The following is a 23,566-nucleotide window of genomic DNA, read 5'->3' on the forward strand; positions in this document are numbered from 1 at the left end:
AACCATACATGCCCTTACAGGCTGTCGATTTTGCCGTAAAGCGAAATCATTTCGAGGACGGTCATCGCCGCTTCACCACCTTTGTTGCCGGCTTTTGTTCCGGCCCTTTCTATGGCCTGTTCAATTGAATCGGTTGTGAGTACTCCAAACCCAACGGGTATTTTGTATTGCAGCATGACGTCCGATATTCCCCGGGTGGCCGAACCCGCAACAAAATCGAAATGTGGTGTTGAACCACGAATGACCACACCCAGACAAATGAGTGCATCGTACTTGCCGCTTTCCGCCAGCCTGGCCGTGACCAGCGGTATTTCAAATGAACCGGGGCAATATACCGCATCAATACGGGATTCTTCAACCCCGTGCCGTTTGAGCGTATCGACAGCCCCTTCGAGCAATCGCTCGGTGATGAAGCTGTTCCATCGGGATACCACAATACCGATTCTGGCATTGGTAACGTTGAACGATCCTTCTATCTTGTTCACTTGCATATAATTTCCGGATAAGTTTGAGTTGTTTCGGATTGCCTGGCCTCCTGCCCGTTAAGCAGGGGGCTGTCCGGTTCGAGCGTGCAATATACGACCCCGAGGTGGTAATAGTCTGCAACGGAGCCGTGAAAGTCCGATCCGCCGGTGGCCATAAGTCCGGTGGTGTTGCAATACTCCAGATATCGCCGCTGGTGGGCGCTGTTATGGGACGGATGATAGCATTCGATGCCATCCATTCCGTACTCCTTGAGTTGCTTGAGCTGCAAAAAGTTGTAATGGTTTCCAGGATGGGCCAATACGGCCAGGCCGCCGCTTTGGTGTACCATTTCGATGGCGTCCACAATTTCGGGATAATCAATTTTGTGGTATGCGGAGGCCTGATTTCCCAAATAACGGAAGAACGCTTCCTGGGTGTTCGCGGCATATCCCTTGCTGATCATGACGCGGGCAATATGCGGCCTGCCGATGGATGCCCGGCCCGCCTCACCCAGCACTTCGTCAAATGAGATATCAAATCCGAGCCGGTTGAGCTTTTCAATGATTCGCCTGGCACGGGAAATCCGGCGTTTTTTCTGATCCGCAAAAAGCTGCTGCATAACAGATTCATCCTCAAAGGCATAGGCGAGCAAATGGCACTCGCTGTCCTCAAAGAGCGTACTCACCTCGGCTCCCCGAACCACGCACAACTCTTCCTCCCGGGCCGCCTGCCGGGCCTCTTTCACACCGGAGTCGGTATCGTGATCGGTGATGGCGATCACGTCCAGCTTACGCTCTACGGCCTGGGCAACAATCTGCGCGGGTGTCAGCTTGCCGTCGGAACGGATGGTATGGATATGCAGATCGGCTCTTGGCAAAATCAGGGTTTCAGAATGGTTGCGTACCCGACGGAGTCCTGCAGCAGCTCAACGGCGCCGAGGGCGACAGGGTCGGTTTTCAGTGACTCTCTGATACGGCCGCTGTGGCCCTCAAAACGGGATAGCAGTTCCAGGTAGAGTTCACGGCGGATGGTTTCGGCGTCCTGTTCGAGCTGATGTTCCTTCTTCAGCGCGATCAGCTCCTCCATGTCGGCGATGCGGCCGGAAACATCCTCCCCGAGCGCTTCTTCAAGCGATTCCAGAACATGTTTCAGGTGTCTTTCGGCCCTGGTGGTATAGCTGAAATCCTGCTCGTCGAGATACGTCAAAAAGTCGGAATACACCTCGTTAAGATCAAGGCCGGGAGGCAGCGAGTCGTGGTCGGCGGTATATTCGCTGGCGAAAAAGAAGTAGTGGCTGTTTTGAAGCAGGGCGATCTCGAGCATGCTCTGGCGGGGCATGGAAATCGACACATCGGGTTCGATTCCGATGCCCTCGTACACGGTACGCCCCGAACGCGTGGTAAAGGGTGTTCGCAGCGAATCCGGAACTACATCCATCCCGGCAAGCTCCTCTTCGGTGACAAACGGGGACGACTGGATCGACCGGCCGCTCGGCATATAATATTTTGAGGTGGTGATTTTAAGCGAGGTGTTGTAGGACAGCTCCCGAACAATCTGCACCAGGCCTTTGCCGAAGCTCCGCTCTCCGACAACTACGGCGCGGTCCAGGTCCTGAAGCGCCCCGCTGACGATCTCCGAAGCGCTGGCGCTGCCGTTGTTCTGAAGGACGATCAGGGGTCTGTCGGGAAACACCGGAGTTTCGGATGTTTCATAGGTCTGGTTGGCCCGCGGAAGGCGCCCTTCGGTCCAGACTACCCGTTCGCCGGCGGGCACAAATTTGTCGATGATCCTCACCGACTCCTCCAGCAATCCGCCCGGGTTATTTCGCAGATCAAGTACCAGAGCCTCCAGCGGCTCCTCTTCTTGCAGCTCCAGGATGGCATCCCTGACCTCTTCGGCGGCGTTTTGCGCGAAACGGCTCAGATGGATGTAGCCGATACGCGGCTCGGTATCGAGCAGGCCGGCGTAGGAGACATTGCGAACCTCAATAATCTCGCGAGTCAGTTCAAAATCGAGTAGTTCCTCGATGCCTGTGCGCCGGATGGTCAGGATCACGGTGGTGCCGGGGTCGCCGCGCAGCAGACTCTGTAAATCTTCGGGACTCATCCGCTCAACATCAATTCCATCGGCTTTTACGATCACATCGCCGGCGCGGACGCCCCTTCGCTCGGCCGAGTAGCCTTCGGTCGGGGCAATTACCACCAACCGGCCGCCCCTGGCGCCGACCTCGAGGCCCACTCCGGCATATTGACCTGTGGTGACCATGTCCATGCGTCGGCTTTCACTTTCATCAATTAGCACCGTATAGGGATCCAGCTCTTCGAGCATGGCATCGATTCCCCGTCGTATGAGACGGTCCGGGTCCACTTCATCCACATAAATATTGGCCACGCTTTCATAGACCTCACTGAAGATGGTGAAGTTTTTCTTGATGAGGAAATAGGAGTCGGAAGACCGCAGGATGAAGCCGGCACTCGTCAGGCCAAGTATCAGCACAAAAACCAGTAAAAAACGAGGTGAATTTCGCATATGCGATGGGTTAGGGAGACGATCACTCCGAAGTGAAGCGGTAACTCAGTTGGGAATGCGTAACGTCTGACCCGGATAAATTCGTGTTGTCTGCAGGTTGTTGGCGCTCTGAATCGCTCCCACTGTGGTATTGAACGAGCGCGCGATATTGGAGAGGTTGTCGTTGCGCTGAACGGTATACACCCGATGACCGCCTTCGTCACTTGCCAGGCGGGTGGTGGCTGACCCTACGGAGAAATTATCGCGTTGCGCTCTGGTCATATCGTTCAGCTGCGCGTACTGGTCGCGAAGGTTTGCCGGCACATAGAGCGTCAGACGCTGACCGGGGCGAATCAGGTTTCCGATATTATTCCAGGAACGGACCCGCCACGCCTGTGTGTCGAACCACTCCGCTATGTGTCCGACGGTATCGCCGGATTTGACCACGTAGGTAACCGCAGCCGAATTGGCCGGCCGGTTCGGACTCGGAGCCTGGGACGCGGTACGCTGCCGTGCCGTCTGCGCCCGTGACGGTTCTTCGGCGCGAATGGCAACATTGCCTCCATCCGGTACGGGAATCACCAGATCCTGGCCGGGGTGGATGATGCTGGACAACCCCTCATTGGCCTGATAGAGCGACCGGACGGTGGTTCCGTACCGGTTGGCGATCAGCCCGAGGGTCTCGCCCCGCTTTACGGTGTGGATGACCAGATTGTTGATTCGCTTCTCTTCCGGTATCTCACGGTACGCCTCCATGAACGCATCGGTGGTTCCGGCTGGTATTTTAAGCGGATAAGGGTTATCGCCGGGCGGTGTCGCCCACCGCAGCAGCTCGGGATTGAGGTTGCGCAGCTCCTGGGTGGTAATTCCGGCGGCTTCCGCCAGTACACTTAACTCTACCGAACCCTCGATATCCACGACATCAAAGGAGTAGGGGACAACATCATCGTGGGATGCATCAAAACCAAAATCCTCGGGATTCATGGCGATGAGGGTTGCGGCTATGTAACCCGGCACATATCCGCGTGTTTCGCGCGGCAGAAACGGGTAGATCTCCCAGTAATTCCGCTCTCCCCCCGCGAGGCGCACCGAACTGAGCATGCGCCGGGTGCTCACGTTATAATTGGCCAGAGCCAGATGCCAGTCGCCGTTCCAGTACTCGTGCAAATCGCGCAGATGGCGCGCCGCGGCACGGGTCGATTTCACCGGGTCACGCCGCTCGTCAATCCACCAGTTTCTCTCGAGGCCGTAAACCGAGCCCGTGGCGTAGATAAACTGCCAGAGGCCCACGGCGCGGGCGCTTGAACTGGCCGTGGGAACCAGGCCGCTCTCGATCATGGAGAGGTGTATCAGCTCTTCGGGAACTCCCTCATCCTGGAAAATTTCTCGCATCATCGGAAAATAGTAGGCGGATCGTTCGAGCCACCGTTCCATGATCTCCGGCCTGCGCACGGTCAGATACGCGATGTGGTTGTTGACCTGTTGGTTTCGGATGAGCGGAACCTGTGTCTGGTTGGTCTCCAGATCTTCGGGCAGCAAAAAGCGCTGATGGCTGAACCAGTCGTCTTCCTCGGCCTGCATCATATCCCGATGTACCTGAAAGATTTCCCCCTTTTCACTGACGATGGTGTCGGTGATACCGTAGAACTCCTGGTACTCGGTCATGACCGTCCGGTACAATTCGGCAAACTGCCGGCTGTTCTGAATTTCGGGATGCTCATCCATCAGGGTCTGCAGCGCAAGCAGTCCGTCGGTGATATACTCCTCGGCGCTGACCAGGTCGTCGCTGACCTGCGCCTCGAGTGAGAGCAGGTGTACGCGATAGATATACGCCAGTCGCTGCAGCATCTCCCGGTCCAGCGTCCGTGACGGCTCTTCAGGTGTTTTGACGGTTTCCTCACGATAGCCGTAACCGCCGAGCCGGTCGATATCCGGCAGCTCCAGAAGACGCGCCCGGTTGACATGCAGGGTGCGAGGCTCAATGGTCTGGTAGCCTACGCCGCGATCCCGGTCAAGGGCCGGAAGCCCGGCCGGGATAAAGAACAGGACACAAACCGACATCAGAAAAAACTTCTTCATAACTGCAACCTGCAAACTCTAAAAAATGGGGAGGGTTGATCTCAATATATTACACTATTCCGCGTGTGTAATAACTCAGGAAATTACGTTAAAAGTGCGAGAAATAAAAAGCTGGCACGGCTTAATCCTGTTTCATTTCGGTCCATCGCTGGACGATCGGCAGCCGTCGGCCTGATCCGAAGGCCTTGGAGCTAACACGCAGCCCCGGGGCGGCCTGTCTGCGCTTGTATTCGTTACGGTCTACCAGCCGGATCACTTCTCTGACCACTTCGGGAGGATGTCCGGCAGCAACAATCTCTTCCGCAGGCAACTGCTGCTCGATATAGGCCTTGAGAACGGCGTCCAGCACATCGTATCCGGGCAGCGAATCGGTGTCCTTTTGGTCGGGCCGGAGTTCCGCACTCGGCGGTTTTTCGATGGTGGAACCGGGGATGACTTCCCGCCCGTAAAAACTCCGGTTGAGCCAGCGCGAAATGGCATAGACTTCGGTCTTGTAGACATCCGAAAGGACCGAAAGCCCCCCGGCCATATCGCCGTAGAGCGTGCAATAACCGACGGCCAGCTCCGACTTGTTGCCGGTATTGAGTAGCATATGTCCAAATTTATTGGATATTCCCATGAGGATGGCACCTCGTGACCGGCTCTGCAGATTCTCTTCCGCCACCCCGAACGGGGTATCTCCAAACACCGGGGCCAGAGTCTTCAGAAACTGGTCGTAAATGTCACGGATCGGGAGTTCGTGCAGTGTAATACCCAGGTTTTCAGCGAGCAGTTCGGAGTCGCTCACGCTCCCTGTGGACGAATACCGGGAGGGCATGGTCACACCCAGTACATTTTCGGCACCGAGAGCCTCCGCGGCGATGGCGGCCGTCAGGGCGGAGTCGATCCCACCGCTTAAACCGAGCACGACCCGACCGGGCATGCCGCTTTTACCGACATAGTCGCGCAGGCCCAGAACCAGCGCCTGGAAAAGCCGTTCTTCGGGGCCGGGCACCGGCTTGACCGTGATTCCAGCGCCGGGAACGCTGACCGGATTCCTTTCCTCCCATCGCACATCGGCGTAGTCCTCCTGCAGTGTTGCCAGTTTGGCGATCCGGTTTCCGCTGGAATCGATCACCGAGCCGGCACCGTCGAATATCAGCTCGGTGTTGGCGCCGACCTGATTGCAGTAGATCAGAGGCATGTCCAGACGGGATGCATGGCGGGACAGCATGGCGTCCCGCAGTTCTGGCTTGCTCCGGGTAAACGGTGACGCCGAGATATTGACAAGTATTTCGGCACCGGCCGCTTTCAGTTCGGCTGCCGGCTCTTTGTCGTAACTGTGATAGTTGTACTCGTTCTGGTTGTTCCAGATATCTTCACAAATCGTGACCCCCCACTTCCTTCCGGCCCATTCGGTTACATGTACCGACCGGTTGGGCTCAAAATACCGGAACTCATCGAATACATCGTAGGTGGGGAGCAATGTCTTATGGATTTCATCCACCAGATTGCCCTGATGCGCCAGCAGTGCGGCGTTAAAAACGGGGCGGCCGGAAGATGTGGTATTGGGGCGGATGGTCCCGAAAAGGAGTGCGGTTTTGCCGGTTGCCCGGATGATGCGTTCATTGCAGTCGAATACCGCCTTCAGAAACGCCCGGCGCTCAACGAGATCCATAGGCGGGTATCCGCAGACCACCAGCTCGGGCAACACAAGCAGATCAACTCCGCCTGCTTCGGCCTCCCGCAGCGCCTTCAGGATGGCATCGGTGTTTCCGCCGATATCACCGACGATCACATTGAGTTGCTGAATTCGAATTTGCATACGGATGAGCCGATGTTTAAAAATTTCGATTAAATGCCGGATATGTTACATTGGACGAAGTTTCGCCGGCTTCAGCTGTCGGTTCGGTAATTTCTTGTATCAGCTCGCCTCCGGCACAGGAAAAAACCGTCCCGCCGACACCGGTAGCCGGTTGCCCGCCGAAAACCTGGCCGGCATGAGGGAAACCGCCCGGCTGTCCTTTTCATTAAAAGATACCGCTGTAAGCAAAAGCGTCAAAATCGTTGCTGGAAAAACCCGCTGACCATATTGTAATTGAACGGGGTGGACTGAAGTACCTGGACGAAGTGCGGAATCTGAACCGCTTCGTTTTCGGGGAAAACCGGCTGATTAACCGCCTGGATCACGACCCGTTGATCTTCCTGACCGCCCATATTCAGGGACAGTTTGCCGGTTTCAAGATAGGCTACGCCCTTGACCAGCTCTGTTTCTATTCAGCCAAAAGCGCGACTCACCCCCTTTTCCGGAGAAATGGTGTCGCCGAAAAGCTTCTGTTTGCCATGATGGCGGATGCCGCAGAGCTTGGATTCAGGGAGCTTTGTTTCGACACCTTCCCCAAACACTTTCCCGGAATGATGCTCATCGGACTAAAGCACAGCTTTCGTTTGGAGCACCTCGAATGGAATGATGATTACCGGGACTTCAAGACCCGAATGGCCCGGCCGATCCGGATTAAACCGAAATAAACCGGGGAAGTACGGCGCTTTCATTTTCGAAGTCTCCGGCAAAACCACTGCGCAGGTATTCCGGATGGATGTCGGGGCGGACGAGTTCATCGATGGGGATAAATGCGGCATCGCGGATTATCTGCTGATCTGTGCCGTATTCGGGATCCCTGCCGGTCTCAAGCGATCCGCCGCGGAGGCTGCACCGAAAATAGAACTCCACCGCATGGATTCCGGGCGAGTGAATTTCATTGAGATACCAGAGCGGCCCCACATCCACAACCAGGTTGGTCTCTTCGAGGATTTCCCGTTTTGCGGCGGCCTGCAACGTCTCCCCGAACTTCACGCCTCCGCCCGGCGGCATCCAGATAAGCCGGTTGGCCACCGGTGACATTAATTGCACCATCAATAGCGCCCGATCCAATACAACCAGACCGTTCACACGAATTCGAACATCCTCTGAATGATCTGTCTGCCGATGCTCGTCTGCGGCCCTGCCTGCCATTATTCCGACTGAGCTTTGTCTACCGTCCCGACCGCTTCCACCGCGCCATTGTTGCCGGCGTATTCGAGTGCCGCTTCAACAAAACTGACAAACAGCCGGTGCGGCCTGGCAACGGTGCTTTTCAGTTCCGGATGAAACTGCACACCCACAAACCAGGGATGTCCGGGGATTTCGATGATTTCAACAAGGTTTCGCTCCGGGTTGATACCCGCAACGGAGAGTCCGTGATTCTTGAACTCCTTCAGATACGCATTGTTCAGCTCGTATCGATGGCGATGGCGTTCCCGGATGGACGGTTCCCCGTATGCCTCACGTGAGCGGGATCCCTTTTCCAGGGCACAGTCGTACGCACCCAGCCTCATGGTGCCCCCCTTGTCGTCGATACTTTTCTGCTCCAGCATCAAATCCACAACCGGGTGTGTGGTATCCTGATCAAATTCGGTGCTGTTGGCATCCTCCCAGCCGCATACATTGCGGGAATACTCAATAAGTGCACACTGCATCCCCAGGCAGATTCCGAAAAACGGGATGTTCTTTTCCCGCGCGTACCGGATGGCGACCAGCTTTCCATCGATGCCCCTTCCACCGAAACCGGGGGCAACGAGAATGCCTGAGACCCCGTCAAAATGTGACTCCAGGTCACGTTCCTTCAGGTGATCAGATGAGACCCAGACGATTTCAACTTCGCAGTTATTCACTGCGCCGGCATGTTTAAAAGCCTCCACTATGGAGAGATAGGCGTCCTGATGGTCCACATACTTGCCGACCAGCGCGACGCGAATAGCCCGTTCAGGATTGGATACCGCTTTTACAAAACGGCACCAGCTGCCGAGGTCCGGTTCTCCCGTCTCGAGCTTCAGCTTTCGGATGACGCGGCGGTCCAGCCCCTCCTCTTTCATCAACAGGGGGACCTCGTAGATCGATTTGGCATCCAGGGAGGCGATGACATCCTCATTCTCCACATTGCAAAACTGCGCGATTTTGCGGCGGATGGAGTGGTCGAGCGGCACTTCGGCCCGGCACACCAGGATATCCGGCTGCATGCCGAGTTCGTAGATGGTTTTGACCGAATGCTGGGTGGGCTTGGTCTTGAGCTCTCCCGCCGCCTTGAGATAGGGAACCAGTGTAAGGTGGATGGAGGTGGTGTTCTCCTTGCCGACATCGTACCGCAGCTGCCGCATGGCCTCGATGTAGGGCAGCCCTTCGATATCGCCGACGGTACCGCCGATTTCCACAATGATTATGTCGTATTTGCCGGATTCGCCGATGGCTTTGACGCGCGACTTGATTTCGTCGGTGATGTGCGGAATGACCTGCACGGTCTGCCCGAGGTATTCGCCCTTGCGTTCCTTGTTGATGACGTCGTAGTAAATGCGCCCGGTTGTGACATTATTTTCCTGGGAGGTAGGTACTCCCAAAAAGCGCTCGTAATGCCCGAGATCCAGGTCTGTTTCTGCTCCGTCGTCGGTTACGTACACCTCCCCGTGTTCATAGGGGTTCATGGTTCCGGGATCGACGTTAATATAGGGATCGAGTTTCTGGATGGTGACTTTGAGGCCCCGGGTGGCGAGAAGGAGTCCGAGGGATGAACAAATTATCCCCTTGCCGAGAGAAGACGTAACTCCCCCGGTCACAAAAATATATTTCGGTTCCATTGGATGCGAACGGATCAGGTGAAAGGTTGCAGAAAAATAGCGGTATTCACTGCAGGGTTCAAATCGGATTTCCACTTTTTCGAACCGGAACGGAAAACGGCGGGGTGCAACGGCAATACGGCGTGTTACCCGGGCTGAAACAAGCCGGCGTCCGTGCCTGTAAGCGGAGCGTAAAGTCAACTGCCGGACGAGACCGGCCTCCTTGGCGGGGGGGGATGCTTCATTTACTCAAACGGTTCCTGATTGTCCCTTGGGCTCTTCCGCAGGATGGTTATCTTGTCGGGTGTCTTGGTAAGAAATCAACCACAATCGACGGGAGCAGAATGAGTACCGAAAACTACATATACGGCCGGAATGCAGTGATGGAGTTTCTTGACAGCCGGCCGGAGCATGTCACCAAACTCTACATCAAGCAACAGATGCAGGGGAGGACGGCACGCGAGCTGGAGCAGCTCGCTTCGGCAGGAAGGGTTCCCGTGCAGCGTGTTCCGGGCAAAAAGCTTTTTGAGCTGGTGGGGGCCGTGAACGATCAGGGGGTCGTTGCCGCAATCAGCGAAGCGGGTTATGTGGAACTGGACGATTGGCTGGCTTCGGTGGAGCCGGGCACCAACCCGGTGCTGCTGGCGCTGGATGAAATCGACGATCCGCATAATTTCGGAGCCATCATCCGAAGTGCGGCCGCGGCAGGTGCCGCCGGGGTGATGGTGCCGAAGCATCGCCAGGCGCCCCTGACCGGCGCGGTGATGAAGGCTTCTGCCGGTGCGGTTCTGCGCCTGCCCGTGATACGGGTGGGCAATACCAATCAGGCCCTTGAAAAGCTGAAGGATGCCGGTTTCTGGGTATGCGGAACCGCCATGGACGCTCCCGCGACTCTTTGGGAGCAGCGGTATGACATGCCTCTGGTGGTCATGATCGGCAGCGAAGACAAGGGCATTCGAAAGAAAACACGTGAGCACTGCGACATGCTGGTGCGCATTCCCATGGCCTCCGGCATTGAGTCGCTCAACGCCTCGGTGAGCGCATCGCTGCTCTGCTATGAAATATTACGTCAGAGGCAGCCGAAACCAGAATGATCGGGGCCGGGTCTCCTCATCATCCACACCGGTGGCGCCCCCGATATACCGGAGTGCCAGATTGACGAATATCAGATTGTAGCCACCCGGTTTCAGCACTCCCTGTTCCGGGGCCATGCGGTCCCGGATGCGAATGTCCGATGAAAAGACATCTACAAGTTTCGGATGAAAGGCGGCGTCCGGAGCCAGAAACCGAAAAAGGATTCCATTTTCATCATCAGTAACATCCACATGGATGGCCGCACCATTACGGCCCATGGTGATGAACAGGGTCAGCAGATTATCAAAGACCAGCTTGATCAGCTCCTGATCGGTGTGGTAGACTTCTGTTGCAGATGCGTAGTCGAAACTCACCTGAAGCGACTTGCCCTTGATAAACAGCTGGTTTGCTTTGATTGCACCCTCCAGCATATCCTTCAGGTTGACAGCCGTCTCATCGATCTGAAACACGTTATCCTCGATCTGGAACGAATAGCCCCAGCTCTGGATAGCGTTGATCAGCTTGGATGAAGATAGATGGATGTTTTTGCAGTAGTGCTCGAGAGGCAGAAGATGGTCGCCGAGTTCCGGATGTTCCTCTAAAAGCGTACGGATATCTTCGGCCATCAGTTCGGCATACATCATGGCGTTGCCGACCGGAGTTTTGAGGTCGTGTGACATTTTGGCCACAAAATCAGCTGGAATTCGTTCCATATGATCGCATTTTCCCTGGAGGTGGACAGTTACAGAACATTCCAGATTACAAAATAATCCGGTTAACTGCAGGGACAATTATCCCGTCTTTTGTCACACAACACCATGCCCCTCATCAGACTGCTGAAGCTGCCGGCCAGTTGCCGCTGAAACAGCCAGTTACGGAACCTGCTTCGCACTTCCTCACACCTCATAAACTGCCGGAAAAGCCGGCCCTTTCGCCACTTTGATTCCCGTTTCGGAATTAGCTTCACCTCAGTACGCAATTCAAACGAACCCGGATTAATGCTACTTTGCCGGAGAGTTCACCGGTTTCGGCGGAATGCGGGCCGGCGGGAAGACACCGGACGACCTGCCGCTATTGCTGGTTGGATACAACTTCCTGTTCGGTAAAGAAAAAGGCTCCTTCCCTTTTCCCGTTCTCCACGGAATCCGAACCATGAACAACGTTTACTTTCGTACTTTCTGCGAATGCCTTACGGATGGTACCCTCCTCGGCTTCCTCCGGATTGGTCGCGCCAATCAAAGCTCTGAAATCGGAAACGGCGTTCTCTTTCTCAAGCAGCAGAGGAACGCATGGGCCGCTGGTCATGAATTCGACAAGCATGTCAAAAAATGGACGCCCTTCGTGAACGGCATAAAATATGCTTGCTGTTTCTTTGGTGAACCGTGTCATCTTCATCGCCTTTATGGTAAATCCGGCATCCTGAATACGTTTTATCACTTCACCGGTCAGGTTTTTCTTCACACAATCCGGTTTCAGGATCGCAAGAGTTTGTTCTTTCGCCATTCTAATCTGTTTAACTGTTAGCTGTTGTTTTCATATGTTTTTCTGTTTCAAAGGCCTGGTGCCAAAGTGCACCAAATATAAAGTGTTTAATGCAGAACAACATTTTTTCTTTCACTAAAATTCATATTATTTTTATATGGAAAATGGATCCCGTTCCAAAAGCTCTGAACCCGAAATCCGGATTGTTACCGGAGAGGAACTTCGTCCCCATCTGGAAACCCTGGCGCACCTGAGGATTTCGGTATTCCGGGCTTTCCCCTATCTGTATGACGGGGATATGGCCTACGAGCAGAAGTACCTCTCCACTTACATGGACAATCCCGCCGCGATTACGGTGCTGGTGCTCGATAACGGCCATGCGGTCGGAGCCTCCACCGCCCTGCCGCTGAGTGACGAAACCGATGAGGTAAAAGCTCCCTTCCTGGAAAAGGGATTGAATCCGGACGAGTACTTCTATTTCGGGGAATCCGTGCTGGAACCCTCCTGGCGTGGCCGCGGACTCGGAGTCCGGTTCTTTCTGGAAAGAGAGGCTTTCGCACGCAAGAATCCACAGTTTCGGTATTTGACCTTCTGCGCGGTTGACAGGCCGGAAAACCATCCGCTCCGCCCCGAAAACTACGTGCCGCTTGACCGTTTCTGGGAAAAACGCGGATTCCGCAAAATACCGGAGATGAAGACCACCTTCCACTGGAAAGACGTCGGTCACACCAAAGAAACCGGCAAGAGCATGACGTTCTGGATCAAAGAGCTCTAGCCGCGAACGGCGCCTCAAAAAGAAAACGGCCCGCCGCTTTGTTGCGACAGGCCGCTGTTCCCAGATCGGAGCGCCTTACTTGTCGGTCAGGCTGCTGATGCCCGGGAGCACCTTTCCTTCCAGATACTCCAGGCTGGCGCCGCCGCCGGTCGAGACGTGCGAGACCTTCTCCTCCAGCCCCGCTTTTTTAATCGCGGATGCCGAATCGCCCCCGCCGATGATGGTGATGCCGCCGTTTTCGGTTGCCGTACTCATAGCCCCGGCCACCGCGAACGTGCCCTTGGCAAACGCCTCCATCTCAAAAACGCCCATCGGACCGTTCCAGATCACTGTTTTGGCTTTCTTGATTTCATCGCCAAACAGTTCGGCAGATTTCGGCCCGATATCCAGAGCCAGCCAGCCCTCTTCGATACCGTCTTCGGCCACGGTTTTGGTTTCGGTATCCTCCTTGAATTCCCGGCCCACGACCGAATCAATCGGCAGCAGGATTTCCACGTTATTGGCTTTCGCCTTCTCCAAAAGGGATCCCGCAAGTTCGACTTTATCCTCTTCCAGCAGGGAATTGCCGATGGGCAGGCCTTTGGCCTTGTAGAAGGTATAGGTCATACCGCCGCCAATAATAATGGTATCCACTTTGGTGATCAGGTTTTCAATGACACCGATTTTGTCGGATACTTTGGCGCCGCCCAGTACTGCCACAAAAGGACGCTTCGGGTTTTCAACACTGTTCTGGAGGTACTCGATCTCCTTCATCAGCAGATAGCCGGAAGCGGCCGGCTGCAGATGCTCGGTAATACCCGCGACGGAACTGTGTGCACGGTGGCTGCTGCCGAAAGCATCATTCACAAACACATCGCCGTGTGCGGCCAGCTTTTTGGAGAATTCAGGATCGTTTTTGGTCTCTTCCGGATGGAAGCGCACGTTTTCCAGCAGTACAATGTCGCCGGCCGATGCCTGATCCACTGCGGCTTTCGCCTTGTCACCGATACAGTCCTCCCCGAAAAACACCTCCCCCGGGACCAGCGTTTTCAGATGCTCCGCAACCGGCTTGAGGCTGAATTCCGGTTTGGGCTCGCCCTTCGGGCGCCCGAGATGGCTCAGGAGCACCAGCCTGGCACCGCCTTCAATAACATGGGTAATACTCGGCAGGGCCTGACGAATCCGGTTGTCGTCCCCGATGACACCATCTTTCAACGGAACGTTGAAGTCTACTCGCATCACAACCGTTTTGCCTTTCAGATCCAGATCTTTCAGTGATAGTTTTGCCATTGGTAATGATTCCTTTTGAATTAAGCGTTATTTTATGTGGATGCGCTTCAAACTGCGCACTCCTTCTTTTTTAAAAATCGTTTATCTCGTGGCCAAAGATACGATTTTCGGAAACCAAAATTAAGCAGATGCCCACAGTTTACTTCGACCATGCCGCAACAACACCACTGGATCCCAGGGTTCTGGACGCCATGCTTCCATTCTTGAAGGACGATTACGGCAACCCCTCCTCGATTCATCACATGGGTAGAAAACCCAACGTTTATGTGGAAACCTTCCGGGGCAGGATAGCGCGCGCCATTGGAGCGGAGCCTGCCGAAATCATTTTTACCAGTGGTGGAACGGAAGGGAACAACGCCGCCATTTTCGGCACATTGAAGAACCGGAACGGAAAGCATATCGTCACTGCCCGTACCGAACACAACGCAGTGCTTCACCCGGTCGAAGAAGCGGTTACGATCGGGTATACAGTCACTTATGCCGGGCTGGACGAAACAGGGATGGTGACTCCCGAGGCGCTGGAAGAAGCGATTACGCCGGAAACCGCCCTGGTGAGCCTGATGCATGTCAATAACGAGACCGGCACCGTGAATCCGGTTGCCGACCTGGCGGCAGTCTGCAGCCGGCACGGCATACCGTTTCACTGCGACACGGTCCAGTCGATCGGAAAGATTCCCGTGAACGTCGACCGGCTCGGTGTCGACATGCTAACGATGAGCGCTCACAAATTCAACGGCCCGAACGGCGCAGGTGCACTGTACGTCCGCGGGGGAACCCCCTGGTCAACCTGGATGCACGGCGGATCACAGGAGCGCGCACGGCGGGGAGGAACACTCAATGCCCCAGGAATCGCGGGCATGGGCCGTGCCCTGGAGCTCGCCCTGGAGGAAATGGAGGAGAATACCCGACACATCGCCAGGTTAAAACGGCGCATGGTCGACGGACTCCGGGCCGCGTTCGGTGATACCATCCGGTTCAACGGTGATCCGGATAACGGGATGCATCATATTGTAAGCGTCACTGTGACCGACAACCGGGGGGAGCCTCTCGACGGAGAAATGCTGCTGCTGAACCTTGATATGGAGGGGATTTGCTGCTCGAACGGCTCGGCTTGCACTTCCGGAACCGTCAAACCGTCGCATGTCATGCTGGCGCTTGGCTATAATGAGGCCCTGGCCAAATCCACACTGCGCTTCAGTATCGGGAAAACCAACACCGCTGCGGAAGTGGATCAGCTTGTGGATGCGCTGAAACGTATCGTGGACCGCCACTCCGTGCCCGCCTGACCGGCCCACGCAGTGCCTCTTTATCCGGGTTATCGCGCCCCCGGTTACCCATACCGGAGATCTATTCTGAAGAGCCGGATTCGACCGTGCGCGCCTCTTCCTCGTATCGCTCATGACAATCGCGGATAATCTCCCTGGCCTTGTCGAGTCCGTACCAGCCGTCGGTGCCGGTTTTCTTGTCCTCAAGATCCTTGTAAACCTGGAAAAAATGCTCGATCTCGTGAAGCATGTGAGGGGCCAGTTCATCCAGCGATGTGATATGGTTCCAAAGGGGGTCTCTGACCGGAACACACAGAATTTTTTCATCCGGGCCCTTCTCATCCCACATCTTGAACAGCCCAATGGGTTTGGCCTCAATGAGGCAGCCGGGGAAGGTCGGTTCCGTGACCAGCACCAGCGCATCCAGCGCGTCTCCGTCCAGTGCCAGAGTATTGGGGATGAAACCGTAATCACTCGGATAGTGGACTGCAGAAAAAAGCATTCTGTCAAACCTGATCTGGCCGGTGTCTTTGTCGAATTCGTATTTATTTCTGCTCCCTTTCGGTATCTCGATGATGACTGTCAGGCTGTCCATGGATTCTGTCATGCGGTTACTTTTTTTTGATGATGAATTACGGTTTCACAGGCATTTATTCTTAACAAAATGTACCTTATACAATTTAAGGAATGATTATCGTTATATCATAATTCCAATTTTTTCAACCGCATCCCCACAATTATGGCAACCCCGGCAGGCGAGGAGTTAATCAGCGAAGTCAAGGAAATTTTCCGTAACTATCTGATGGAGAAGAAGCACCGTCAGACCCCGGAGCGCTTTATGGTTCTGGAGGAGATTTACCGGGCGGACGGGCACTTCGATGCCGACGACATGTATTTCCGGATGAAGAATATCGGGTATCGCGTATCGCGAGCAACCGTGTACAATACGCTGGATCTGCTTCTTGAATCCGGGCTGGTTCAGCGCCACCAGTTCGGGAAAAACCAGTCGATCTACGAAAGGGCGTACGCCTTTCGGCAACACGATCACATGATCTGCAAGAACTGCGGAAAGGTGATTGAGTTTTGCGACCCCCGGCTTCAGGAAATAAAAAGCATGCTGGAAAAAATTCATGACTTTTCGATTGACGGCCATTCGCTTCATTTTTACGGAACCTGCAGCGATCCGGAGAATTGCACCAACGAACCGGAAAAAAAACCGAGAGAGAAGGCTTCGAAAACCGACTGACAGGTTTCGCCGCACACATCATCCCGACTTATCCTGCGGAAGCAGCCCCGCAAAAGGCAAATCGTCACATCCCGGGGCTGCCTGTTCCTTCCCGTTTGCACGTACACCGCAAGACGCAGCAGAGAGCAGAACCTGTTGCCCCACGCTCAAACGCACCCGTTTGCCAATCCGTGCCGCTGACCGGCACTGTCACCCCGCGTCCTGACTCAGCCGATGGCGGTCTTGCTGATGAATTTGCGGGTCGCCCACCTGCTGCCCCAAAGTCCCATGACCAGCGAGAGGGCCAGCATACCTCCGGTGAGGTAGTACCACCGGTCAAGTGGCCAGGCAAGCACACCGAATTGGGGGATGTAGTAGGGTATAATCAGCTGAAACAGCAGCCAGTGCAGTCCGATGGCTATGGCCGCTCCCAGAACGCCCTGTATCAGGCCCTCAAGCAGAAAGGGCCGGCGGATGAATCCGTTGGTAGCACCTACCAGTTTCATGGTCCGGATGATATCGCGCTTGGCATAGATGGTTAGCCGTATGGTATTGAAAACCAGTACTACAGCGGTGAACAGTATAAACAGGCCGATTCCCGCTCCGGCCAGGGCAAGCATTTCCAGCCGTTCTTCCAGGGTTTCGAGAAGCTGCTGGTTGAAGACGACCTCATCCACCCCCTGAAACCTTTCAATTTCCTCGACCATGCTGAGGATTTCGCCGGATGTGGCATCGGGCGCCAGGGAGAGTTTGAAGGAGGCCGGCAAGAAATTGAGGTCGGCCAGCAGGTCTCCTTCGGTACCGAATTCGCGCCTGAAAATCTCTTCCGCGTCCTCTTTGCTGATATAATCAACACCGATAACCTGGGGATATTCTACGAGTTCGGAGGCGATGCGGTTGGTTCGCTGCTCGTTGATATCAAGCAGAAACACCTCCACATCGATCGACTGCTTCATGGTCTGAACCACCTGGAATCCGTTGTAGCCGAAACGGACCAGCAGCCCGATGAGCAGGGTGGCGATAACCAGGGCGATAACAGAGGTTGTACTGGCAAGCCGGGTGCGGCGGAATCCTGAAAATCCCTCTTTTATCACATAGGAGACACTCATAACCGGCTATATATTATTCTGTTTCGGGACGGTTTGTTCCGTTGCGTTTCTTTCCGCCGGGAACATGGTTCAGTTGCGCAGCACCCATCGCACGCCGAATCTCAGGCGACGGGCCGGCATGGGCTGGTAGGCCGTCTCAAAATAGCCTTGCTGCAGCCAATTATCCAGAGCGTTTTCCATCCGCAATAAAAAAATTGCCGAACGCACGCGAGCGGTGAGTTCAAGATCCAGCCTTGCAAATTCCGGAATGGCCTGCGACTCGATTCTGCCGGCGCCCGGATTTGGGTGCAGGGAGTTGGGATCCCAGTAGTCGATCTCCGGGTAGTAGCGCGCCGACCGGTAGGCGATTGGCGAAACTTGCAGATAGAAACCGGTTTTCATGAAGGCAGCGCTGTTGTAGATATAATTTTTATAGTAGAAGGAGAAACGGGTCCATGCGCGTTGCCCGCTTTGGTCAAGCAGACGGTTCTCTGTGCGGGAATCGTCCGACAGATACTGGTGAAATGTGCCGGATAGCGAGAACTCAAATCGGGTACCGTCGTAGGAGATCCAACCGGCGGCGCCTGCGGAGGTGTAGGAACCGGCCTGGGTGAAGGTCGAATCCAGGCCCGCAAGCACCGGATTGTCGATTCGCGAGGCAAACGCTTCGGCACCCAGCTGCCAGGAACGGCTGTTAATCTGCGCTCCCGTTTCGGCACGCTGGATGATCTCGTTGCGCAGATCCGGATTGCCGCGCATGGGTCCGCCCCGCCAGTAAAGCTGTCCGGGCTGCGGCATCTGCTCTCCCCTGGCATAGGATGCATACACCATCAGGCCGCGAGCAAGCCGCCACTCCGCACGCGTTCCCAGTTCATAATCGGTGAACCCGTCGGTTCGCCAGGCTGTTTGCAGCCAGGAATGCAGGGCGGAGCGGTTGGGCAGCGGCAGCCGTACAACGCCCTTTGCCCGATTGTATGCCCAGGAGTCCTTGTCCATGGTCTGGTGACGGTCCCGGTCGATGGCCGACCACTCCGACTCCAGCTCCGCCTGAAGCTCCAGCGGACCAACATCACGGATATGCCTGCCGGAGAATCCGGTGGTGAACGTTCGTACGGATGAGCTGTCGACACTTCCGTAGTGCAACCGGCGGTAGCGGTCGTGATATACCGTGAGGCGGGTGGTCGCCGGCAGGTCGGGCTGCTCGCGGTGGTAGGCGGTTAGCCGGTAAACCGAATTGCGCATGGATGACCGGGCCTGTGACTCGATCGGAAACACATTGAACCGATTGAACGCGAAACCGGCCATATCCGCAATATCGTATCCGTGCGGCTCACCGAACTGCAGACCGCTGAACCGGTAGCCGCCCTCGAGAATCCAGGATTCGGTCAGATAGTGATAGGCGGTGACGGATGCGTTCCGGCCGCCCATGAAGTTATTACGGTATCCCTCATCTTCGTTCTTGCCCCAGTAGGCGATAGAGAGATTGGTTCCGGGCCGGATGTTTCGGGTAAGATAGCCTTCGGTACTACGGTAGTTGAATGCCGTTTGCTCATAGTTGATGAGGGTAAGCGGACGCGCCACATGGTATCGTACGGTCGTAACATCGGTGCGATGGCGGATCGGAGCCGAAAACGTGTGCACCGACGCGATCCGGCCGTAATGCGGCAGGCGTTTGTGGTTGGCGGATCCGAATATCCGCTCGTTCACGCGAACACCGTCACTGTACAGAAGCTGATGCCGGTTTTCGTGGGCACGAAACAGAAACCCGTCGTTGCGCCCCTGTCCGTCGAGCTGCGAAGAGATCACTCCCGGCCTGCGGCTCACCCACTCCCCGAGATCCGACCACAACTGCCAGCGCAAAAGGCTGTCGGTAGTCTCCTCACGAAATTGCGAGGGAGTGCGAACTTCGAGCAATTCTACGGGCTCAAGCTCCACGGGTTCCGTGGGATCGGGGATGGTATCGGCAGGTACATCAGAAATGCGATCAGGGTCTGAGTCGATATCACCAGGAATACGGGTGGTGTCGGCAGGCGCTTCAGATGGTTGATCGGAACCCGGGGTGATTTCGCCGGGAACTCGGGCGGTGTCGGCAGGTACCTCGGATGGTTGACCGGAGCCCGGGAGGATTGCGCCAGGCATGCGAATGGTGTCGGCGGGAATCGCGTCATTAACCGTACTGCCGAAGGCGAGATCCTCGGCCGGCAAACCGGTGATCGCGGATTCTGAGAAAACGCGGCCGGTTGAATCGGGCGGATCGACAAAGGAATGGCCGGGCGGGGTCAGATCCCATGTCCACAAAACCGCTATGATCACTAACCTGATCATGGGCGCACGACTTCGGGGTTATGGGCAAAATCGGGGATACCGCACAGATGGCGGCGCAGCAGGTCCATGGCCACGGCAAAACTTCGCTCCTTGTTGACCAGCCGCTCCGGCGTGAGCTGGTAGCGGCAGGCAAAATGGGTGCCGGAGCGGGCCCAGAAGCCTACCCAGACGGTACCGACGGGTTTCTGCGCGGTACCACCGCCGGGCCCGGCCACTCCGGTGGTGGCGATGCCGAAATCGGCATTCATCCGTTCACCTACGCCTGCGGCCATCTCGAGCGCTACAGGAGCACTGACGGCGCCATGTTTGTCAAGCAGCCGCTCCCTGACTCCCAGATAGACTACCTTGATACGGTTTTCATAAGCCACTACCCCACCCCGAAAACAGGCGCTGCTGCCGGGAACATCGGTAAGCGCATCCGCCAGATACCCTCCGGTGCAGCTCTCCGCCACGGCGAGGGTCTTTTTTTCCTGCGACAGCAGCCGGATGATATGGTGCGCCAGGGAGTCACCGTAATTCTCCGAAAACAGGTACTCTCCGGTTGCGTTCCGGATCCATCCGGTCAGTTCGTCGAACACCGTACCGGAACTGCCGTTTATCTCGGTTACCCGGATATCAACGCCCTGAGGGTGCGGAAGAAAGGCCACATCCACGGATGCCGGAATGCGAGAATCCAGTCCGTAGAGCACCTTTTCGCCCAATTCGCTCTCTCCGATACCCGTCGTGCGAAAATAGCACTGACGCACAAGCCGCTCCGACTCATGCCATCGTTTCTCCAGCTCCGGTATCAGGCGTTTGCTTAGCAGGTACTCCATTTCGTATGGGACGCCGGGCAGCACGGCCAGCAGTTTTTCACTCTCGTCATACAAAAACCCCGGAGCGGTGCCCAGGTCATTGAAGAGCACAGACGCCCGGGAGGGCACATCCGCCTGGCCGCGGTTCTGGTCGCTGATCGTCCTGCCTTTTTGTCTGAAATAATCGGTCACGTGGGTCAGCACGTGTTCATCCCTGACCAGCGTGTCGTCAAAAAAGGTGAGCAGGGCGTTTTTGGTGACATCATCACGAGTGGGACCGAGTCCGCCGGTGACAATCACCAGGTCGTGGCGGTTCCACCCAAAGCGCAGGGCATTGAGGATATCATCCTGCCGGTCGGCCACCGAAAGCATGGTTCGGCAGGGTACGCCGATTCGCCGCAGGGCGTGCGCGATCCGGGATGCATTCGTGTTGATCACATCCCCGTTCAGAAGTTCATCGCCAATCGTCAGCACACAGGCCGAATGAGTTATCATAGTACACCGGATTATTAACAGCAGCAGGATTCGGCATGGTTAAAATATCAGCCCGCCGGCAGGAGAGCAAGACAGGGTGGAGCCGGCGCGTAGAACTACAGAGCCGGAACCCCGCAGGCCGGAATGCCGACACAGGAGAATACCTGACGGTCCAAGATAGTGAAAAAGTGTGAACCGGACTGTTTTCTGCCGCCAGGCCGGGCACCGCATCCGGAAGCACAATTCTGCTTTTAGAGTGGCGCAACTTTTTTATCTTTGACATGTGAAACGAATCCCCAATATATTGAGTCTGCTGCGGATCCTGCTGGCCCCGCTTTTTGTTTACCTCTATCTGCAAGATGCCTTCTTCTGGGCCGCCCTTGGCATGGTGGTGTTCATTGTCGCTGCGATCACCGACTACCTGGACGGCTACCTGGCCCGCCGCCTCAAGGTCAGTTCCAGCCTGGGCATGTTTCTGGATCCGCTTGCCGACAAGATACTCACCTTTGCAGGCTTTATCTGCCTGCCGCTGATTGATCCGGCGCAGTTTCCCTGGTGGATAATCGCTGTGATCGTTGTTCGGGATATCGCCATAACCTCGCTGCGGGTCTGGGCCGATTACCGGGGTGTGGTTATGGAGACCCGAAGCCTGGCAAAAGCCAAAACGATGGTTCAGATGATCTTTCTCTACACCGCCCTGCTCACCGCCCTGCTTGCCAAGGCCGGCGGATTTGTCGGAGATACGGCAACATATTTTCTTAATTTGGGATTATTGGGATGGTTGTTCATCTTTGTGATGGTTTTCACGGTATACACCGCTTTGGAATACCTCTACATCAACCGCAAACTTTTCCGTCGTGCAACCACAAAAATTTAGCTGGTCCATCCTTGCGGGAACAGCAGGATATATCGGATACCTGCCGAAGTTTCCCGGTACCTGGGGAAGCATTGCGGCACTGCCGCTGATCTACTTCGCGTCGGTCTATATCCATCCGCTGCTTGGCCCTCTGCTGGTTGCCGCCGTTTTTTCCGGGCTCACCCTGCTGGCCGCGAACGGCATGGAAAAAGCGTACGGTCCTGATCCGGCCGAATGCGTTACGGATGAAATCGCCGGCCAGGCGGTGGTATTCCTGTTCATCCCCATCTACACCAGTTGGGAATACAACCTGCTGGTATTTCTGTTCGGGTTTATCCTGTTCCGCATATTCGATATCCTGAAGCCGCTGGGCATCGGCGCGCTGCAGAATACGGATGGCGGCTGGGGTATTCTTCTGGATGATATCGTCGCCGGCATGTATGCACAAATGTGCCTGTTATTTGTTATATTTGTGGTTATATAATTTTTTCCGTCCTGGCACTCCGGCAAGGCTCATACAGCCCCTGACGAATTCGGTCGGGGCGGATCGCAGATTCGAATTTATGAGCTATGATTTACGATAAAACTTTTGCCCGAGAACTTGCGGGTACCCTTCTGGATATCAATGCGGTACTGTTGCGTCCTGACAACCCGTTCGTCTGGTCGTCGGGATGGAATTCTCCGATATACTGCGACAATCGCCTGACCATCCTCTACCCCGATATACGCAGCCGAATCGCCGACACTTTTACCGAGCTGATCAAAGAGAAATTCGCCGGCATTGATGTCGTTACCGGTACCGCCACCGCCGGTATCCCCCATGCCGCCTGGGTGGCGGAGCGACTCAATCTGCCGATGGCCTATGTAAGAGCCAAAGCCAAGGCCTACGGCATGGGCAACCAGATCGAGGGCGGGGTCCGCAAGGGGGAATCGACCGTGGTTATTGAGGATTTGATCTCCACCGGAGCCTCCGCGCTATCGGTACTTGAGGCGCTTCAGTTCATCGGTGCCCGGGTAAACGGACTGGCCACCATATTCACCTACGGCTTTGATGTCTCCAACAATTTGATTTCGGAGCAGAACATCCCGTTCTATTCACTGACCGACTACGAAACGCTTGTGGATGTGGCTCTGGAGAAGGGCAAAATCCGCCACAGTGATGTCGATTTTCTGAATGAGTGGCGCCGGCATCCGGAAACCTGGCCGGTTGCACCATAATCGTCACCTTGATACGTTTGCCCTCTTTTATCACCAAACTGCG

Annotated in this window: 22 protein-coding genes; 8 read left to right on the forward strand and 14 right to left on the reverse strand. The window is 55.6% G+C overall.

The genetic code is table 11. The annotated features are described in order from the left end of the window. Positions 1-14: 14 nt before the first annotated feature. The 5 genes from ribE to QA596_01405 all read right to left on the reverse strand — a co-directional run bounded on the left by ribE (position 15) and on the right by QA596_01405 (position 6,856). Entirely contained in the window at positions 15-491 is a 477-nt protein-coding gene (gene ribE / locus QA596_01385) for a 6,7-dimethyl-8-ribityllumazine synthase (protein MDG5766099.1), read from the reverse strand. Further along, on the reverse strand, positions 482-1,342 hold the full coding sequence (locus tag QA596_01390; GenBank protein ID MDG5766100.1) for a PHP domain-containing protein: 861 nt from the start codon (positions 1,340-1,342) through the stop codon (positions 482-484). The genes ribE and QA596_01390 overlap by 10 nt, the downstream gene beginning before the upstream one ends. Before the next feature lie 2 nt (positions 1,343-1,344). Further along, entirely contained in the window at positions 1,345-2,994 is a 1,650-nt protein-coding gene (locus tag QA596_01395; GenBank protein ID MDG5766101.1) for a S41 family peptidase, read from the reverse strand. A gap of 45 nt (positions 2,995-3,039) precedes the next feature. Beyond that, positions 3,040-5,052 (reverse strand): LysM peptidoglycan-binding domain-containing protein, encoded by a 2,013-nt coding sequence (locus QA596_01400; protein MDG5766102.1) that lies wholly within the window; start codon positions 5,050-5,052, stop codon positions 3,040-3,042. Between the two features lie 121 nt (positions 5,053-5,173). Then, positions 5,174-6,856: an NAD+ synthase gene (locus tag QA596_01405; protein ID MDG5766103.1), complete on the reverse strand. Its 1,683-nt coding sequence runs from the start codon at positions 6,854-6,856 to the stop codon at positions 5,174-5,176. A 242-nt stretch (positions 6,857-7,098) separates the two neighbouring features. Between QA596_01405 and QA596_01410 the strand changes: the two genes are divergently transcribed. Further along, positions 7,099-7,560, forward strand: a complete 462-nt coding sequence (locus QA596_01410) for a hypothetical protein (protein ID MDG5766104.1) — start codon at positions 7,099-7,101, stop codon at positions 7,558-7,560. Here QA596_01410 and QA596_01415 read toward each other — a convergent pair. After that, entirely contained in the window at positions 7,547-8,044 is a 498-nt protein-coding gene (locus QA596_01415) for an NUDIX hydrolase (GenBank protein ID MDG5766105.1), read from the reverse strand. The genes QA596_01410 and QA596_01415 overlap by 14 nt on opposite strands. After that, positions 8,044-9,699: a CTP synthase gene (locus tag QA596_01420; protein MDG5766106.1), complete on the reverse strand. Its 1,656-nt coding sequence runs from the start codon at positions 9,697-9,699 to the stop codon at positions 8,044-8,046. The genes QA596_01415 and QA596_01420 overlap by 1 nt, the downstream gene beginning before the upstream one ends. Positions 9,700-10,022: 323 nt before the next feature. Here QA596_01420 and rlmB point away from each other — a divergent pair, with 323 nt between their 5' ends. Continuing rightward, a complete protein-coding gene (gene rlmB, locus QA596_01425; protein MDG5766107.1) occupies positions 10,023-10,772 on the forward strand; it encodes a 23S rRNA (guanosine(2251)-2'-O)-methyltransferase RlmB in 750 nt (249 codons plus the stop codon). Here the strand turns inward: rlmB and QA596_01430 are convergent. Continuing rightward, positions 10,743-11,465: a hypothetical protein gene (locus QA596_01430; protein ID MDG5766108.1), complete on the reverse strand. Its 723-nt coding sequence runs from the start codon at positions 11,463-11,465 to the stop codon at positions 10,743-10,745. The two genes, rlmB and QA596_01430, sit on opposite strands and share 30 nt — an antisense overlap. Positions 11,466-11,823: 358 nt before the next feature. Then, on the reverse strand, positions 11,824-12,255 hold the full coding sequence (gene ndk / locus QA596_01435; protein MDG5766109.1) for a nucleoside-diphosphate kinase: 432 nt from the start codon (positions 12,253-12,255) through the stop codon (positions 11,824-11,826). A gap of 136 nt (positions 12,256-12,391) precedes the next feature. On the opposite strand from ndk, the gene QA596_01440 reads away from it, so the two are divergent. Beyond that, entirely contained in the window at positions 12,392-13,009 is a 618-nt protein-coding gene (locus QA596_01440; protein MDG5766110.1) for a hypothetical protein, read from the forward strand. 75 nt (positions 13,010-13,084) lie between these two features. On the opposite strand, the gene QA596_01445 is transcribed toward QA596_01440, so the two are convergent. Then, entirely contained in the window at positions 13,085-14,278 is a 1,194-nt protein-coding gene (locus tag QA596_01445; GenBank protein MDG5766111.1) for a phosphoglycerate kinase, read from the reverse strand. Positions 14,279-14,406: 128 nt separating this feature from the next. On the opposite strand from QA596_01445, the gene QA596_01450 reads away from it, so the two are divergent. Continuing rightward, a complete protein-coding gene (locus tag QA596_01450; protein MDG5766112.1) occupies positions 14,407-15,564 on the forward strand; it encodes a cysteine desulfurase family protein in 1,158 nt (385 codons plus the stop codon). Positions 15,565-15,625: 61 nt separating this feature from the next. Here QA596_01450 and QA596_01455 read toward each other — a convergent pair whose 3' ends face one another. After that, on the reverse strand, positions 15,626-16,150 hold the full coding sequence (locus QA596_01455) for an inorganic diphosphatase (GenBank protein MDG5766113.1): 525 nt from the start codon (positions 16,148-16,150) through the stop codon (positions 15,626-15,628). 132 nt (positions 16,151-16,282) lie between these two features. Between QA596_01455 and QA596_01460 the strand changes: the two genes are divergently transcribed. Then, positions 16,283-16,789 carry a transcriptional repressor gene (locus QA596_01460; protein ID MDG5766114.1) on the forward strand — a complete coding sequence of 169 codons (507 nt, stop codon included), beginning with the start codon at positions 16,283-16,285 and terminating at the stop codon, positions 16,787-16,789. A 206-nt stretch (positions 16,790-16,995) separates the two neighbouring features. On the opposite strand, the gene QA596_01465 is transcribed toward QA596_01460, so the two are convergent. The 3 genes from QA596_01465 to QA596_01475 all read right to left on the reverse strand — a co-directional run bounded on the left by QA596_01465 (position 16,996) and on the right by QA596_01475 (position 21,470). Then, complete coding sequence (locus tag QA596_01465) at positions 16,996-17,877, reverse strand: permease-like cell division protein FtsX (protein MDG5766115.1); 882 nt, start codon at positions 17,875-17,877, stop codon at positions 16,996-16,998. A 69-nt stretch (positions 17,878-17,946) separates the two neighbouring features. Next, positions 17,947-20,181 carry a TonB-dependent receptor gene (locus tag QA596_01470; protein ID MDG5766116.1) on the reverse strand — a complete coding sequence of 745 codons (2,235 nt, stop codon included), beginning with the start codon at positions 20,179-20,181 and terminating at the stop codon, positions 17,947-17,949. Next, entirely contained in the window at positions 20,178-21,470 is a 1,293-nt protein-coding gene (locus tag QA596_01475; GenBank protein ID MDG5766117.1) for a CinA family nicotinamide mononucleotide deamidase-related protein, read from the reverse strand. Before QA596_01475 ends, QA596_01470 begins: the two co-directional genes overlap by 4 nt. 262 nt (positions 21,471-21,732) lie before the next feature. Between QA596_01475 and pgsA the strand changes: the two genes are divergently transcribed. The 3 genes from pgsA to pyrE all read left to right on the forward strand — a co-directional run bounded on the left by pgsA (position 21,733) and on the right by pyrE (position 23,523). Then, on the forward strand, positions 21,733-22,326 hold the full coding sequence (pgsA, locus tag QA596_01480; GenBank protein ID MDG5766118.1) for a CDP-diacylglycerol--glycerol-3-phosphate 3-phosphatidyltransferase: 594 nt from the start codon (positions 21,733-21,735) through the stop codon (positions 22,324-22,326). Beyond that, positions 22,307-22,789, forward strand: coding sequence for a phosphatidylglycerophosphatase A (locus QA596_01485; GenBank protein ID MDG5766119.1), 483 nt, complete (start codon positions 22,307-22,309; stop codon positions 22,787-22,789). Before pgsA ends, QA596_01485 begins: the two co-directional genes overlap by 20 nt. An 86-nt stretch (positions 22,790-22,875) precedes the next feature. Next, entirely contained in the window at positions 22,876-23,523 is a 648-nt protein-coding gene (gene pyrE, locus QA596_01490; protein ID MDG5766120.1) for an orotate phosphoribosyltransferase, read from the forward strand. Positions 23,524-23,566: the final 43 nt, after the last annotated feature.

The sequence above is a fragment of the Balneolales bacterium ANBcel1 genome (assembly GCA_029688905.1).
Classification (GTDB): Bacteria; Bacteroidota; Rhodothermia; order Balneolales; family Natronogracilivirgulaceae; genus SLLW01.

Bases quoted from the DNA above. Each gene is read 5' to 3' on its own strand.
- QA596_01475 (MDG5766117.1), bottom strand. From the start codon at position 21,470: ATGATAACTCATTCGGCCTGTGTGCTGACGATTGGCGATGAACTTCTG.
- QA596_01405 (MDG5766103.1), bottom strand. From the start codon at position 6,856: ATGCAAATTCGAATTCAGCAACTCAATGTGATCGTCGGTGATATCGGC.
- QA596_01440 (MDG5766110.1), top strand. From the start codon at position 12,392: ATGGAAAATGGATCCCGTTCCAAAAGCTCTGAACCCGAAATCCGGATT.
- QA596_01455 (MDG5766113.1), bottom strand. From the start codon at position 16,150: ATGACAGAATCCATGGACAGCCTGACAGTCATCATCGAGATACCGAAA.
- ribE (MDG5766099.1), bottom strand. From the start codon at position 491: ATGCAAGTGAACAAGATAGAAGGATCGTTCAACGTTACCAATGCCAGA.
- QA596_01430 (MDG5766108.1), bottom strand. From the start codon at position 11,465: ATGGAACGAATTCCAGCTGATTTTGTGGCCAAAATGTCACACGACCTC.
- QA596_01445 (MDG5766111.1), bottom strand. From the start codon at position 14,278: ATGGCAAAACTATCACTGAAAGATCTGGATCTGAAAGGCAAAACGGTT.
- QA596_01460 (MDG5766114.1), top strand. From the start codon at position 16,283: ATGGCAACCCCGGCAGGCGAGGAGTTAATCAGCGAAGTCAAGGAAATT.
- pyrE (MDG5766120.1), top strand. From the start codon at position 22,876: ATGATTTACGATAAAACTTTTGCCCGAGAACTTGCGGGTACCCTTCTG.
- QA596_01465 (MDG5766115.1), bottom strand. From the start codon at position 17,877: ATGAGTGTCTCCTATGTGATAAAAGAGGGATTTTCAGGATTCCGCCGC.
- QA596_01415 (MDG5766105.1), bottom strand. From the start codon at position 8,044: ATGGCAGGCAGGGCCGCAGACGAGCATCGGCAGACAGATCATTCAGAG.
- rlmB (MDG5766107.1), top strand. From the start codon at position 10,023: ATGAGTACCGAAAACTACATATACGGCCGGAATGCAGTGATGGAGTTT.
- QA596_01400 (MDG5766102.1), bottom strand. From the start codon at position 5,052: ATGAAGAAGTTTTTTCTGATGTCGGTTTGTGTCCTGTTCTTTATCCCG.
- QA596_01470 (MDG5766116.1), bottom strand. From the start codon at position 20,181: ATGATCAGGTTAGTGATCATAGCGGTTTTGTGGACATGGGATCTGACC.
- QA596_01395 (MDG5766101.1), bottom strand. From the start codon at position 2,994: ATGCGAAATTCACCTCGTTTTTTACTGGTTTTTGTGCTGATACTTGGC.
- QA596_01420 (MDG5766106.1), bottom strand. From the start codon at position 9,699: ATGGAACCGAAATATATTTTTGTGACCGGGGGAGTTACGTCTTCTCTC.
- QA596_01450 (MDG5766112.1), top strand. From the start codon at position 14,407: ATGCCCACAGTTTACTTCGACCATGCCGCAACAACACCACTGGATCCC.
- ndk (MDG5766109.1), bottom strand. From the start codon at position 12,255: ATGGCGAAAGAACAAACTCTTGCGATCCTGAAACCGGATTGTGTGAAG.